Annotated in this window: 11 protein-coding genes; 7 read left to right on the forward strand and 4 right to left on the reverse strand. The window is 41.1% G+C overall.

Annotated elements, in window-relative coordinates; translation table 11 throughout:
* The first annotated feature begins 188 nt into the window (after positions 1-188).
* From trxB to infA, 5 genes are all read left to right on the forward strand, one after another.
* Positions 189-1,139 carry a thioredoxin-disulfide reductase gene (gene trxB / locus LOC50_RS07545; RefSeq protein WP_008110078.1) on the forward strand — a complete coding sequence of 317 codons (951 nt, stop codon included), beginning with the start codon at positions 189-191 and terminating at the stop codon, positions 1,137-1,139.
* 294 nt (positions 1,140-1,433) lie between these two features.
* On the forward strand, positions 1,434-4,247 hold the full coding sequence (locus LOC50_RS07550) for a bifunctional aconitate hydratase 2/2-methylisocitrate dehydratase (protein ID WP_248530723.1): 2,814 nt from the start codon (positions 1,434-1,436) through the stop codon (positions 4,245-4,247).
* A gap of 182 nt (positions 4,248-4,429) precedes the next feature.
* Positions 4,430-5,146: a leucyl/phenylalanyl-tRNA--protein transferase gene (gene aat / locus LOC50_RS07555; protein ID WP_036982897.1), complete on the forward strand. Its 717-nt coding sequence runs from the start codon at positions 4,430-4,432 to the stop codon at positions 5,144-5,146.
* Positions 5,139-5,843, forward strand: coding sequence for an arginyltransferase (locus LOC50_RS07560; protein WP_069439360.1), 705 nt, complete (start codon positions 5,139-5,141; stop codon positions 5,841-5,843). The genes aat and LOC50_RS07560 overlap by 8 nt, the downstream gene beginning before the upstream one ends.
* Before the next feature lie 90 nt (positions 5,844-5,933).
* Positions 5,934-6,152: a translation initiation factor IF-1 gene (gene infA / locus LOC50_RS07565; RefSeq protein ID WP_002962494.1), complete on the forward strand. Its 219-nt coding sequence runs from the start codon at positions 5,934-5,936 to the stop codon at positions 6,150-6,152.
* 466 nt (positions 6,153-6,618) lie between these two features.
* Here infA and clpA read toward each other — a convergent pair whose 3' ends face one another.
* Positions 6,619-8,880, reverse strand: a complete 2,262-nt coding sequence (gene clpA / locus LOC50_RS07570; protein ID WP_036982899.1) for an ATP-dependent Clp protease ATP-binding subunit ClpA — start codon at positions 8,878-8,880, stop codon at positions 6,619-6,621.
* Between the two features lie 68 nt (positions 8,881-8,948).
* A complete protein-coding gene (gene clpS, locus LOC50_RS07575; protein ID WP_008110102.1) occupies positions 8,949-9,257 on the reverse strand; it encodes an ATP-dependent Clp protease adapter ClpS in 309 nt (102 codons plus the stop codon).
* Between the two features lie 209 nt (positions 9,258-9,466).
* On the opposite strand from clpS, the gene cspD reads away from it, so the two are divergent.
* Positions 9,467-9,685 carry a cold shock domain-containing protein CspD gene (gene cspD / locus LOC50_RS07580; RefSeq protein ID WP_013464751.1) on the forward strand — a complete coding sequence of 73 codons (219 nt, stop codon included), beginning with the start codon at positions 9,467-9,469 and terminating at the stop codon, positions 9,683-9,685.
* 453 nt (positions 9,686-10,138) lie between these two features.
* On the forward strand, positions 10,139-12,361 hold the full coding sequence (locus LOC50_RS07585) for an NADP-dependent isocitrate dehydrogenase (protein WP_250652991.1): 2,223 nt from the start codon (positions 10,139-10,141) through the stop codon (positions 12,359-12,361).
* 110 nt (positions 12,362-12,471) lie between these two features.
* On the opposite strand, the gene LOC50_RS07590 is transcribed toward LOC50_RS07585, so the two are convergent.
* Positions 12,472-13,713 carry an amidohydrolase family protein gene (locus LOC50_RS07590; RefSeq protein ID WP_250652992.1) on the reverse strand — a complete coding sequence of 414 codons (1,242 nt, stop codon included), beginning with the start codon at positions 13,711-13,713 and terminating at the stop codon, positions 12,472-12,474.
* Between the two features lie 12 nt (positions 13,714-13,725).
* The gene (locus tag LOC50_RS07595) at positions 13,726-15,108 is read right to left on the reverse strand and encodes an amidohydrolase (RefSeq protein ID WP_193048897.1); all 1,383 of its coding nucleotides are present in this window, start codon (positions 15,106-15,108) and stop codon (positions 13,726-13,728) included.
* Positions 15,109-15,125 lie beyond the last annotated feature (17 nt).

Consider the following 15,125-nt stretch of genomic DNA (forward strand, 5'->3'; position numbering starts at 1 on the left):
TTAACGTCGTTTTATTGGCTAACAGTCTATTTATTAGGCGGGCGCTGGCTTTAATGCATTTACTAGTACACATTAATGAACAGCTTTGTAATTTGCGAAAAAAAATAATCTCATCTTTTATTTACTTCCTGCTTGTTTTTCTTAGAATCGGGCGCATTGAAACCGTATTAAACGTTTAGGAAAAGATCATGACTGAAGCAAAACATTGTAAGTTACTTATTTTAGGTTCGGGCCCTGCTGGCTACACAGCCGCAGTTTACGCTGCACGTGCTAATTTAAACCCTGTTTTAATTACAGGTATTCAACAAGGTGGCCAGCTAACGACCACCACTGAAGTTGAAAACTGGCCTGGTGATGCACACGGTTTAACCGGCCCTGCATTAATGGATCGTATGAAAGAGCATGCAGAACGCTTTGAAACTGAAATTGTGTTCGACCACATCAACAAAGTTGACGTATCTAAGCGCCCTTTCACACTAACCGGTGACCAAGGTACTTACACATGTGATGCTTTAATTATTGCAACCGGTGCCTCTGCGAAATATTTAGGCTTAGAGTCTGAGACTAATTTCCAAGGCCGCGGTGTTTCTGCTTGTGCAACCTGTGACGGCTTTTTCTATAAAGGTCAAAAAGTAGCGGTTGTTGGTGGTGGTAACACAGCCGTTGAAGAAGCGTTATACCTGTCTAACATTGCTGATGAAGTTCATGTTATTCACCGTCGTGACAGTTTCCGTAGTGAAAAAATTCTTGCTGACCGCCTTGCTGAAAAAGCTGCGAACGGTAATGTTGTAATGCACTACAACCGTACACTTGATGAAGTACTTGGTGACCAAATGGGTGTGACCGGCGTTCGCATTAAAGATGTGGCGTCAGATGCTACTGAAGAACTTGATTTAGCGGGTGTGTTTATTGCCATTGGCCATAAGCCAAACACCGATATGTTTGAAGGTCAGCTAGAAATGAAAGACGGCTACCTAGTGGTTGAATCTGGTCTTAACGGTAATGCAACCCAAACCAGTGTGCCAGGTGTATTTGCTGCTGGTGATGTGTCTGATCATATTTACCGTCAGGCGATTACCTCTGCCGGTACTGGCTGTATGGCTGCACTTGATGCAGAACGCTTTTTAGATAACCTATAAGCATACATAGCATACTTTTGGGGCTGAATTTTCAGCCCTTTTTTGTGCCCAAACATAACTGTACACACACCAAAATTCATTGTATTTATAATTGAAATTAGTTTTATTTATACAATTAATGGCTTAGGTGCGATAGGATCTAAGGGTGAGCAACGAATACCGTCAAATTATAAAAGTAAAACTAGCTATAATTATCGTCAGGAATAAAAGCTTTATTCATTTAGGCATTACTAGAGACTGTAAAATCAGTTAAAATGCTTAACTTCATATCAAGTAAATTACCGAGAGTTTTCTATGAGTTTGTATACAAAATATATGGAAGAAATCCAAACCCGTAAAACGGAGCTTGGATTAAGCCCACAACCAATCGATAGCGCTGAACTAGTATCAGAAATAATTAATCAAATTAAAGATACTAATAACGAGCACCGTAAAGATTCACTGCATTTCTTTATTTATAATACTTTACCTGGAACAACCAGTGCTGCGAGCGTTAAAGCACAGTTTCTAAAAGAAATCATTTTAGGTGAAGAGCACGTTGCAGAAATCACTCCAGAATTTGCATTTGAACTGCTTTCACACATGAAAGGCGGCCCGTCAATTGAAATGCTAATTGATTTAGCATTTGGTGATGACGCAGCAATCGCAGCACAAGCGGCTGAAGTACTTAAAACTCAGGTATTCTTATACGATGCTGATATGGAGCGTATTAAAGCGGCCTACGAAGCAGGCAATGCAATTGCTAAAGAATTACTAGAGAGTTTCTCAAAAGCTGAATTCTTTACAAAACTACCTGACATCGAAGAAAAAATCGAAGTTGTAACTTACATTGCTGGTGAAGGCGACATCTCAACTGATTTACTGTCTCCGGGTAACCAAGCACACTCACGTGCTGACCGTGAATTACACGGTAAGTGTATGATCACTGAAGAAGCACAACAAGAAATCGTTGAACTTCAAAAGAAACACCCTAATGCTAAAGTAATGCTTATTGCTGAAAAAGGCACAATGGGCGTTGGTTCATCTCGTATGTCTGGTGTAAATAACGTTGCACTTTGGGCGGGTAAACAAGCAAGTCCATACGTTCCTTTCATCAACATTGCACCTGTTGTTGCAGGTACTAATGGTATCGCACCAATCTTCTTAACGACGGTTGATGTAACCGGCGGTATTGGTCTTGACCTTAAAAACTGGGTTAAGAAAGTAGATGCAGAAGGCAATACTGTAACTGATGAAAATGGCGATGCAGTGCTTGAAGAAGCTTATTCAGTTGCCACAGGTACTGTATTAACAATCAATACAAAAGAGAAAAAGCTTTATAACGGCGATAAAGAACTGGTTGATGTATCATCAGCGTTCACACCGCAAAAAGTTGAATTCATGAAAGCTGGTGGTTCTTACGCTGTTGTATTTGGTAAAAAACTACAAACGTTTGCTGCTGAAACGCTGGGCATTGAAACTCCTCTTGTGTATGCACCTTCAAAAGAAATTTCACATGAAGGCCAAGGCTTAACAGCGGTTGAAAAAATCTTTAACCGTAATGCGGTAGGTGTTCTATCAGATACGCCACTTCACGCAGGCTCAAATGTTCGTGTTAAAGTGAACATCGTTGGTTCGCAAGATACAACCGGTCCAATGACAGCACAAGAATTAGAAGCGATGGCTGCTTCAACGATTTCACCACTTGTTGATGGTGCTTATCAGTCTGGTTGTCACACTGCATCAGTATGGGATAGCAAAGCACAAGCTAACATTCCTAAACTAATGGCGTTTATGAATAAGTTTGGTTTGATCACTGCACGTGACCCGAAAGGCGTTTATCATGCAATGACTGACGTTATACACAAAGTATTGAACGACATTACCATTGATGATCGCGCTATCATCATCGGTGGTGACTCGCATACACGTATGTCTAAAGGCGTTGCCTTTGGTGCCGATTCAGGCACCGTTGCTGTTGCACTTGCAACCGGTGAATCAGCGATGCCGATTCCTGATTCAGTTAAAGTGACGTTTAAAGGCAAAATGGCTAAGCACATGGATTTCCGCGATGTTGTTCATGCAACGCAAGCGCAAATGCTTAAGCAATTTGGCGGCGAAAACGTGTTCCAAGGTCGTATCATTGAAGTTCATATTGGTACCCTAATGGCTGACCAAGCGTTTACTTTCACTGACTGGACTGCAGAAATGAAAGCGAAAGCGTCAATCTGTATTTCAAATGATGAAACGCTAATTAAGTCAATTGAACTTGCTAAATCACGTATCCAAATCATGATCAACAAAGGTATGGATAACGAAGCGCAAACGCTACAAGGTCTAATCGACTTAGCTGACAAGCGTATTGCAGGTATTCAATCTGGTGAAGAGCCAGCACTTTCTCCAGACGACAACGCTAAATACCACGCAGAAGTTGTGGTTGATTTGGACCAAATCGTTGAGCCAATGATTGCCGATCCAGACGTGAACAACGATGATGTTTCTAAACGTTATACTCACGATGTGATCCGCCCTGTTTCTTTTTACAACGATAAACCTGTTGATTTAGGTTTCGTTGGTTCGTGTATGGTTCACAAAGGCGATATGAAAATTATTGCTCACATGCTACGTAACCTTGAAAAGAAAAACGGTTCTATCACATTCAAAGCACCATTAGTTGTTGCGCCACCAACATACAACATTGTTGATGAGCTTAAAGCGGAAGGCGACTGGGATATTCTTGCTAAATACGCTGGTTTTGAATTTGACGATGAAAAACCAAAAACAGCGGCACGTACTAAGTATGAAAATATCCTATACCTAGAACGCCCTGGTTGTAACTTATGTATGGGTAACCAAGAAAAAGCAGAACCTGGTGACACTGTTATCGCAACATCAACTCGTCTGTTCCAAGGCCGTGTAGTAGCCGATACATCTGAGAAAAAAGGTGAGTCACTATTAGGTTCTACGCCGGTTGTAGTACTTTCTACTGTACTTGGTCGTTTCCCGACTATCGAAGAGTATAAGTCTGCGGTTGAAGGTATTGACCTTACCTCGTTTACGCCTGTTGAAGAAGCAATGACAACTAAGTTTAACGCAGGTGAAGCAGTACCAGTAAAAGTGGTTAGCTAATTCGATTAGTTAGCACTTTTTAAGCTAATAATTAAAAGCGCGTTTTAAACGCGCTTTTTTTTGCCTAACAAAAATAGCGCTTAGAAAGTAAATCCTATGTAGTGACACAATAATTTGTAGTTTGTGATTTTAAAGCAACAGGTTACACTTTATCTTGACCATGCAGTTATTCAATCGGTGTTATGACTAAACAACTCTATCAACTCGCTCAAAGCCACTTTGCTTTTCCTGATCCCAACCATGCATTAGATGATCCCGATGGTTTACTTGCCATTGGTGGATGCTTATCAGTATCGCGATTAAAAAATGCCTACAGCCAAGGTATCTTTCCGTGGTTTAGTGAACACGAGCCAATTATGTGGTGGTCGCCTAGTGAACGCGGTATTGTTGAGCTCAATGACTTTCATGTTAGTAAAAGTCTACGTAAGCATTTAAAAAAACACCCGGTCACCGTAACCATAAACCATGCCTTTGAAGAAGTGATAGAAGCATGTCGCGATCAACGCATTGATACCGATGGCACCTGGATCACTTTGCAAATGCAACAGGCGTACATTAATGCCCATCACAATGGCCTAGCTCATAGTTTAGAGGTTTGGCGCGAGGGAGAGCTTGCAGGTGGCTTATATGGCATCATGCAAACAGGTGTTTTTTGTGGTGAATCAATGTTTCATCATCAAACAAATTGTTCCAAACTGGCTATGTGGGCGCTGGTTAATTGGCTTAAACGCCACAATGCGCATTTTATTGATTGCCAATTAGAAAATCCTTATTTAATGTCGTTAGGTGCCAGCGTGATTCCACGTGAAGAATTTTTAACTAAACTTAATAAAGCACAGTGTTACACCCCAGCTGCCAGTATGTGGCAGCCACAGGAGCTAATCGCGATATATGAATGAACAACTTCCGGCTCGTATTGGCCTAAGCCAACCATTTGAGTGCAGTTATTTACCTGATCGCCAAGAGCAATTGCTGGTGATACTCGATCCAAGTTGTTACAGCAGCAATAAGTTTGAGTCATTATTAGCATTAGGCTTTCGTCGCAGCGGTAACCAAATTTACCGTCCGCACTGCCCTATTTGCAGCGCGTGTAGTTCTGTGCGCGTTTTAGCTGATAAGTTTATACCGACAAAATCGCAAAAACGTAAACTTAACAAAGCAAAAAACCGCTTTGAGGTAAAATATTCTCAAGTTGAACGCGAACAATACTATCCACTTTACAGTAAATACATTAGCTTGCGCCACCAAGACGGTAGTATGTATCCGCCTGATAAATCACAATTTCACAGCTTTTTGTTTTGTAGTTGGTTAACCATTACTTTTATTGAGCTTTGGGATCAAGAAAACTTAGTAGCTGTTGCTGTAACTGATTGTATGGACAACGCTATTTCGGCCATTTATACATTTTTTGATCCTGACTACGAACACTTTAGTTTAGGCACTGTAATGATATTACAGCAGCTTAAATTTGCTAAACAGCAGCGCAAACAGTTTGTTTATTTAGGCTATCAAATAGATGAATGCGACAAAATGAACTATAAAACGCAGTTTTTACCTGCTCAAAAACAGTGCAATGACCAGTGGCTGGCTATTTAATTTACAAAAATAGCCCCTGCGCCTTTACTTATTGGCGTATTTTGGGCAAAATCTGCAGCGTTTAACTATTAAAGAGGTGTTACGCTAAACATGGCGAAAGAAGACGTAATCGAAATGCAAGGGACAGTCCTTGATACTTTACCAAATACAATGTTCCGAGTTGAGCTAGAAAATGGTCACGTAGTTGTAGCTCATATTTCAGGTAAAATGCGCAAAAACTATATCCGTATTTTAACCGGCGATAAAGTAACGGTAGAAATGACTCCTTACGATTTATCGAAAGGTCGTATCGTATTCCGTGCTCGCTAAGTAAGTGCGTAAACGAGATTTAGTTTTTGGCTAGTGCAAACTAGCTTTAAGCGTTTATTAAATGTAATTAATGCTAGGGTCTGTTGACCTTTGCGGATTAAAATTTGTTCAAACTAAGGGCGGTTTAATCGCGGCGCGAGGTTTGTAACCTAGTGGGCTAAGTAAAAACCGAGCAACAAAGAGTAAATCGCCCCTAGGCAGAACCCTTCGGGCAGCGCCTGTTTGGCATTGATGCTGCGTTATCGCCTATTTATGGGGAATAACCACACCACATAGGCTCTGCCTTGCCTAAATACCAAACAGACTGCTGCAAATTTAACCTTGAAAGGTCAACAGACCCTAGTAGCCAGTAATTACATTTAATAAACAAAAAACCCAGCCTTTGCTGGGTTTTTTGTTGCCTGTTTCTTTGGCAAATAAAAAAGCCTGCACAAAGCAGACTTTTTAAAATCGCTAACCTTTTAGGTTAGGCTGGCGTTAAGTCACTCTCGTAATCAAAACGTAGTTTTTTATCTTTAACCGATACTTTTACCGTACCGCCAGAAATTAGCTCACCAAACAGTATTTCGTTTGCTAATTGCTTTTTAAGGTCTTCCTGAATAACACGTGCCATAGGGCGTGCGCCCATTGCTTTGTCATAGCCTTTGTCAGCCAACCATTCACGTGCTTTAGAGGTAAGCTCAAGATTAACTGATTTCTTGTCTAGTTGCGCTTGAAGCTCCACAACAAATTTATCAACCACTTGTAAAATAACCTCTTTCTCAAGGTGATTAAACCAAATAATGTTATCTAAGCGGTTTCTAAATTCAGGTGAAAATACTTTGTTAATTTCACCCATTGCATCGTGTGTGTGATCTTGCTCACTAAAACCAATCGACTTACGTGTAGTTTCTTGTACGCCGGCATTGGTGGTCATCACCACGACGACGTTTCTAAAGTCAGCTTTTCGGCCGTTATTATCTGTTAGCGTACCGTGATCCATAACTTGTAATAAAATGTTGTAGATATCAGGATGGGCTTTTTCAATTTCATCCAGCAATACCACTGCATGTGGATTTTTTATAACCGCTTCTGTTAATAAGCCGCCTTGTTCAAAACCTACATAACCCGGAGGCGCACCGATTAAACGGCTCACCGCATGGCGCTCAACGTATTCAGACATATCAAAACGAATAAACTCAACACCCATGCATTTAGCTAATTGCTTGGTAACCTCAGTTTTACCGACCCCCGTTGGGCCTGCAAATAAGAACGAACCAACCGGTTTGTTCTCGTTTGCTAAACCTGAGCGCGATAAGCGAATAGCAGAAGTTAATGCATCAATTGATTGATCTTGTCCAAACACCAACATTTTTAAATTACGGTCTAAATTTTTCAGCGTTTCTTTATCAGAAGACGACACATTTTGTGGTGGAATGCGCGCCATTTTAGACACAATCATCTCAATATCAGATACACCAATCGTTTTTTTACGCTTAGAGGTAGGTAACAAACGTTGGTTTGCGCCCGCTTCATCAATAACATCAATCGCTTTATCAGGCAGGTGACGTTCATTAATATACTTTGCGCTAAGCTCGGCTGCCGCCTTTAACGCTTTTTGCGTGTAACGAATACCATGGTGTGCTTCATAACGCTCTTTTAAGCCGTTAAGAATTTTAGTTGTATCTTCAACGCTAGGTTCAAGCACATCAATTTTTTGAAAGCGACGTACCAAGGCACGATCTTTCTCAAAAATGTTTTTGTACTCACCGTAAGTCGTTGAACCCATACAACGTAATTGCCCACTTGAAAGTAGCGGTTTAATTAAGTTTGAGGCATCCATTACCCCACCCGACGCAGCACCTGCACCGATAATGGTATGAATTTCATCAATAAATAAAATTGAACCCGGTTTTGCTTGTAGCTCTTTTAATAAGCTTTTAAAGCGCTTCTCAAAATCGCCTCGGTATTTGGTACCGGCAAGTAACGCGCCCATATCTAAAGAGTACACAACCGCATCTGCAATAACTTCAGGTACTTGTTCATTAACAATACGATACGCTAAACCCTCGGCAATGGCTGTTTTACCCACGCCAGCTTCACCAACCAGTAATGGGTTATTTTTTTTACGACGACACAACACTTGCACTGTGCGCTCTACTTCGCTGTCACGACCAACAAGCGGGTCAATGTTGCCCTCTTTGGCTTGTATGTTGAGATTAGTGGTGAAGCTGTCGAGCTTACTCGCTTCTTCACTGTCAACTTCTTGCACTTCTTCATGTATATCGTCAGTGTCATCGCCTAATTCGTCATCACCTTTAGCAATCCCATGAGAAATAAAATTAACAATATCAAGGCGAGAAATATCATTCTTTTTAAGTAAATAAACTGCCTGGCTTTCTTGCTCAGAAAAAATAGCCACCAGTACATTTACACCTGTCACTTCATTTTTTCCCGAAGATTGCACATGAAATACCGCGCGCTGTAATACCCGCTGAAAACCAAGCGTCGGTTGAGTTTCGCGTTCTTCTTCTAAATCAGGAATAACCGGTGTGGTTTCATCAATAAATTCAAGTAACTCTGTTTTTAATCCAGAAATGTCAACACCACACGCATTAAGCGCTTCTCCAGCTGATGGATTATCGAGTAGAGCTAATAAAAGATGCTCTACAGTCATAAACTCATGACGACGTGTACGCGCTTCACGAAACGCGGTGTTCAAAGTTAGTTCTAAGTCTTTATTTAGCATTGGCAACCCCTTACAGAGATAATAATTTTATACCGCACTTCAAAGATGAAAGTTCACCTTTGTGGTATTTATTCCTGCTCACAACTACATAGCAGTGGATGCTCGTTATCCCTTGAGTAGCGGTTAACTTGCTCAGCCTTGGTATGTGCTACATCTGCGCTGTAAACACCACAAATGCCCTTACCTTGCTGATGTATTTGCAGCATCACATCAGTTGCTCTATCGCTATCCATATTAAAAAACGTCATCAAGATCTCAATTACAAAATCCATCGGCGTGTAATCATCGTTGTTTAACACAACTTTATATTTTCGCGGTGGCTGCAACTTTTGCTTTTCACTATCGCGAACGGTGTCGATAACACCAGAATCTTTCATACCACTCATAATTAAATATAGTCTTGTCTTTGTAACTCAAGCAAACTTGAATAAAAAAATAAATAAAATGTTAAAAAATAACCCAAAACACTTGACTGGTTGCTTAAATAAACTACAGTCAAATGGTGATTGATTAAACCTTAGTCAGTCTAACAAACAATACAGTTTAGGATAACTAAATTAGTCAACTTATAGAAGGATGTAGAAGTATGGCTTGTGGTAAAGTCAAATGGTTCAACAACGCCAAAGGTTTTGGTTTCATCGTAGAAGACGGTTGCGAGAACGACATTTTTGCTCATTACTCCACTATTGTAATGGACGGATACAAGACACTTAAAGCTGGTCAAGATGTTACCTTCGAATTACAACAAGGCCCTAAAGGTCTACACGCTACTAATATTGCCCCTAACGGCGATATTTTAGAGTGATTGTAAATATGAGACTAAAGCGAGCGACCTATTTAGATCCTCGCTTAATTCCCTAAAACCCCTAACCACTTCTATATTAATTGCTTCATTGTTCGTTAATTCAACCCCACTCCTTGATTTTATTTTATCTACCCCAATAATTTCACTATTAGATGTTTAACTGCTGGCGTTTGGCGCGTAATCCTAGCCCTTTTTAGCCAAGCTTGTTACACTCTTTATCCTGTAAAGCGTAATTACTTTAGCCTAATGGCTAGTTTAGATTTACATAAATTTTAGTTATAAAAGACACTAGTCCGTCAGGTGTGATTATTCTTACCTTGTTTAGGTTATACGAGTACCAACACCTAACAGACTACTCATTGCATACATTAATACTTTATTTATAAGGTATTAGGCGATGATTTCTTTGCATTGTTGAATTTGGCCAATGCGGCCTACTATCTAGGAATGATGATGACATCAAAAATTATCTATACAAAAACGGACGAAGCTCCGGCATTAGCAACGTATTCGTTGTTACCAATTATCCAAGCGTACACAAATGCGGCAGGTGTTGAAGTTGAAACACGCGACATCTCACTCGCTGGTCGTGTAATTGCGAGCTTCCCGGATTACCTAACAGAAGAACAACGCATTGGTGATGCACTTGCAGAACTTGGCGAAATGGCAAAAACACCAGAAGCTAACATCATTAAATTACCAAACATCAGTGCCTCAGTTCCACAACTTCGCGCTGTAATTAAAGAGCTTCAAGAAAAAGGTTATGCACTTCCAGAATACCCTGTAGAACCTAAAAACGATGAAGAAAAAGCAATTCAAGCCGCCTATGACAAAATTAAAGGCAGTGCAGTAAATCCTGTACTTCGTGAAGGTAACTCTGACCGTCGCGCACCAAGTTCAGTAAAAAAATATGCACGTAATAACCCACATTCTATGGGTGCATGGAGCAAAGATTCGCAGTCTTATGTTGCAAGTATGGAAGAAGGTGACTTCTTTGGTTCAGAGCAGTCACTAACTGTTGATGAAGCAACGGATGTTCGTATTGAACACGTAGCGGCTAATGGCGATATCACTGTACTTAAGCAAAGCACACCGCTACTTGCTGGTGAAGTTATTGATGCATCACGTATAAGTGCTGCAAAATTACAAGCATTCCTGGAAAATGAAATTAATGCAGCTAAAGAAAAAGGCGTGTTATTTTCGCTTCATATGAAAGCGACCATGATGAAAGTATCTGATCCAATCATCTTTGGTCACGCTGTAAAAGTATTTTACAAAGACGTTTTTGCAAAACACGGTGCACTTTTTGAAGAGCTAGGTGTTGATGTAAATAACGGTTTAGGCGATGTGTACTCTAAAATTCAAACTTTAGATGACGCTAAGCGCGAAGAAATTGAAGCTGACATTCAAGCTGTTTACGCTGACCGCCCTGCTATCGCAATGGTTGATTCTCATCGCGGTATTACAAACTTACACGTACCAAGTGATGTGATCATCGATGCCTCTATGCCTGCTGCAATTCGTTCAAGCGGTCAAATGTGGAATAAAGACGATAAATTACAAGACACAAGCTTTGTAATTCCAGATCGTTGTTACTCTGGCGTTTACCAAGCAACGATTGATTTTTGTAAAGAGCACGGTGCATTTGATCCTACTACTATGGGTAGCGTACCAAACGTTGGCCTTATGGCTCAAAAAGCTGAAGAGTACGGCTCACACGATAAAACATTTGAAGCAAAAGCTGACGGTACTATCCGTGTTGTAGACACAAACGGTAATACGTTACTTGAGCACAGTGTTGAGAAAGGCGATATCTGGCGCATGTGTCAGGTTAAAGATGCACCTATTCAAGATTGGGTTAAACTTGCAGTAAACCGCGCTCGCGCAACAGGTAATCCGGCTATTTTCTGGTTAGATGCAGAACGTGCACACGATGCTGAGCTAATCAAAAAAGTAAATAAATACCTACCAGATCACGACACTGCTGGCCTAGATATTCAAATTTTATCGCCAATGGATGCAACCTTGTTCTCACTAGCACGCATCAAAGAAGGTAAAGACACAATTTCTGTAACGGGTAACGTGTTACGTGATTACTTAACAGATTTATTCCCAATTTTAGAATTGGGTACCAGTGCTAAAATGCTTTCAATTGTGCCACTAATGAATGGCGGTGGTTTATTTGAAACTGGTGCAGGTGGCTCTGCTCCTAAGCACGTTCAACAATTTGAAAAAGAAAACCACTTACGTTGGGATTCTTTAGGTGAATTCTTAGCACTTGCTGCGTCACTTGAGCACCTAAGCACAACAACAGGTAACAAAAAAGCACAAGTACTTGCAGATACACTTGATAAAGCTACCGGCACATTCTTAGCTGAAAACAAGTCGCCTTCACGTAAAGTAAAAGAGATTGATAACCGTGGTTCTCATTTCTTCTTATCTTTATTCTGGGCACAAGAACTTGCTAAGCAAAATGATGACAGCGAGCTTAAAGCGCAATTTACGCAAATTGCTAGCGACCTTGAAACTAACAAAGAGCAAATTGTTAGCGAGCTAAACGATGCACAGGGCCGAGCAATGGACATTGGCGGATACTTCCAGCCAAATGACGATGCAGCTTTTAAAGCAATGCGCCCAAGCACAACATTTAACGAGATTTTATCTAAACTAGTATAAATCAGTTAAATGAACGAAAAGGCGCTCATAGAGCGCCTTTTTTGTGTCTAAGAAAAAGGTATTCGTAAAAAAGGCCGCTAATGCGGCCTTTTCAATTCAACTTTAAAAGTTTATTTTGTGTACGCGCGTGGCATGTTCGACTCTGTTGTATAGCGCTCACGCAGTTTATCTTGGCGAGATTCAGTACTTACCTCAACCCCATTAATAAACATTTTATTTACGTGGCTGCTCAGCTCAAACGGATCATTACTCCACATTACAACATCAGCGGCTTTACCTACTTCTAGGCTACCGGCATTAATACCAAATACATCAGCCACATTTGAAGTCATCGCTTTTAATGCGCCTTGCTGGCTCATACCATAAGACACTGCATTACCGGCATCATAGCGGAGCTGGTAAACATTATGACTGGCATCGCCACCCACAGTTAAAAGTACTTTAACACCTGCTTTTTCTAGTATGCCGGCATTATTTAGGCTTGCATGTAATGAATCAAAACTGCCTGGTAAGTTATCCATTGCACTGATGATCACAGGAATACCCGCTTTTGCGATACGATCTTTAACTACAACGGCATCTTGCGCACCATTAAGAACAATATTTACCCCAAACTGCTGTTTCACTTTTATAAGTTCAACAATATCCGATGCACGCGACACACTAATTAGTAATGGCATATCGCCTTTTAGTACTTTAGCCATTATTTTATCTTCAGCACTTTGCTTAGCATCGTCTTTTCTAGCTTCTTTGCTTGCTTTGGTTTGGTGCTCATCTAACTTATTGATCAGTGTTTGCAATGTAAATGCACGAGAGCCTTTGCTTCGCTCACCCAAATGAACCACTAATGCCGCTTGTTTTTTAAGTACGCTTTCAAAGCTGCCACTTAAATCCACCACACTGGCAAGGCCCGCAAATATGCTGTCACCGCCGTACGGGGTGATTAAGTCACGGGTAACACCGCCTTTACGTGCATAAGGGATTAGGCTTGAACGAGGGTTAAATGCCAAGCTTACATCAAAATCAATACCTGCTTTTTCTTCTCCCGCATCGCGAGAGCCCGCAACCGCACCGACTTCAACTAAACCAAGTTGATTTACAGTGGCAATAAAACCAGGGGTCACGATTTGACCTTTGGCATCGATAATTTTATCTGCTTTGACATCGCTAGGATTGATTGCAGTAATTTTGCCATCATTCATTACGATGCTGGCAGACTCTAATACGCCTTGATCTGAGGATGTATGCAGTGTTGCATTAATAATAGCAAGAGATTGAGCGCTCACCGCACCCGATGCTAGTAACCCTGCAGCAACCAGAGAAAGCGAAAACGAACGTGATAATTTTTTCATTCTGGGTGCTCCTTATTGTTGACCTAACATAAAATCACTTTGTGCTTGGAACGCGCTATCGTTTCTATCGTAAACTTTTGCACCATCAACAAACACTTGCTCTGCTTTTGCGTAAACGCTAAATGGGCTTTGATTCCAAATAACCACATCAGCTTGTTTACCTGCTTCAAGTGAGCCTGTTTTATCTTCAATGCCGAGTGATTTAGCGGCATTAGCCGTGATCCACTTAATTGCATGCTGCTCAGAAATATCAAAACCATTTTGGTTTGCACTGTACATTACTTTTGCGGCTTCTTGATTTAAGCGCTGAATCGTCGTGTCTGAGTCTGAATGCACAACGGCACATGAGTTTTTAACTGCATCAACAATCGCTACGTTCTCTTGTACCATATCGTAGGCTTCCATTTTAAAGCCCCACCAGTCTGGCCAAAGTGCTGCACACGAGCCATTTTCAGCCAGTAAATCTGCGATTTTATAGGCTTCAATACCGTGATGGAATGTACCCGCGTGATAATTAAACTCTTTAGAAAGGTCGATCATCATCGCCATTTCTTCAGCTTTATAACAGTGATTGTGAATACGAACCTCACCTTCTAAAACACCACGTAGGGTATCGTATTTAATATCGCGGTGTGGAGCTTCTGGGTTTTTACCCGCAGCGTAATCAGCATCGTATTTGTCCCAAGCACGCTTGTACTCTTGCGCCCCAATCCAAGCTGTGCGATAGCCTGCCATATTACCCATACGTGTCATCGGTAATTCACCTTTACGGCCATAAACGCGTTTAGGGTTTTCACCACACGCCATTTTTAAACCGTATGGTGCATCAGGAAACTTCATCCCTTGCATGGTGTGAGCCGGTACATTTTTAAGGGTAACGCCACGTCCACCAAATAAATTAGCTGAACCTGGTAAAATTTGTAACGAGGTAATACCGCCTTCACGTGCGCGATTAAAGCCTGGATCTTGTGGCCAAATTGAATGCTCAACCCATACTTCTGCTGTATTTGGGCTAGTCATTTCGTTGCCATCTTGGTGAGACTCAACCGACGGATTTGGATAAGCACCTAAATGAGAGTGAACATCAATAATACCTGGTGTTACCCATTTGCCTTGCGCATCTATAGTGGTGTCTGCGTTAGCGGTTAAATCTTTACCAACTTGCTGTACTTTACCATCAACAAGTAATACATCGGCTTCATCTAAACGCTCACCCGTGCCTGTTAATACAGTGGCATTGGTAATTAATGTGCTTGATGTAGCAACGGGTTGATAAGTACTTGGGTATGGGTTTTTATTAATGGTTACTTTTGCATCTTGCGGGCCGCTTTCTTGGCAACCAACAAGAGCCGCTGCTAAACTAACAGCTAACAATGAGGGAGCAAATTTTTGCATGTTTTTAGGTTCTCCTG

It is taken from the genome of Pseudoalteromonas sp. SCSIO 43095 (assembly GCF_023650455.1).
In the GTDB taxonomy this organism is placed as follows: domain Bacteria; phylum Pseudomonadota; class Gammaproteobacteria; order Enterobacterales; family Alteromonadaceae; genus Pseudoalteromonas; species Pseudoalteromonas tetraodonis.

What these genes read in the sequence shown, in the direction of transcription:
- trxB (WP_008110078.1), top strand. Translation starts at nt 189, where the DNA reads ATGACTGAAGCAAAACATTGTAAGTTACTTATTTTAGGTTCGGGCCCT.
- LOC50_RS07550 (WP_248530723.1), top strand. Translation starts at nt 1,434, where the DNA reads ATGAGTTTGTATACAAAATATATGGAAGAAATCCAAACCCGTAAAACG.
- aat (WP_036982897.1), top strand. Translation starts at nt 4,430, where the DNA reads ATGACTAAACAACTCTATCAACTCGCTCAAAGCCACTTTGCTTTTCCT.
- LOC50_RS07560 (WP_069439360.1), top strand. Translation starts at nt 5,139, where the DNA reads ATGAATGAACAACTTCCGGCTCGTATTGGCCTAAGCCAACCATTTGAG.
- infA (WP_002962494.1), top strand. Translation starts at nt 5,934, where the DNA reads ATGGCGAAAGAAGACGTAATCGAAATGCAAGGGACAGTCCTTGATACT.
- clpA (WP_036982899.1), bottom strand. Translation starts at nt 8,880, where the DNA reads ATGCTAAATAAAGACTTAGAACTAACTTTGAACACCGCGTTTCGTGAA.
- clpS (WP_008110102.1), bottom strand. Translation starts at nt 9,257, where the DNA reads ATGAAAGATTCTGGTGTTATCGACACCGTTCGCGATAGTGAAAAGCAA.
- cspD (WP_013464751.1), top strand. Translation starts at nt 9,467, where the DNA reads ATGGCTTGTGGTAAAGTCAAATGGTTCAACAACGCCAAAGGTTTTGGT.
- LOC50_RS07585 (WP_250652991.1), top strand. Translation starts at nt 10,139, where the DNA reads ATGACATCAAAAATTATCTATACAAAAACGGACGAAGCTCCGGCATTA.
- LOC50_RS07590 (WP_250652992.1), bottom strand. Translation starts at nt 13,713, where the DNA reads ATGAAAAAATTATCACGTTCGTTTTCGCTTTCTCTGGTTGCTGCAGGG.
- LOC50_RS07595 (WP_193048897.1), bottom strand. Translation starts at nt 15,108, where the DNA reads ATGCAAAAATTTGCTCCCTCATTGTTAGCTGTTAGTTTAGCAGCGGCT.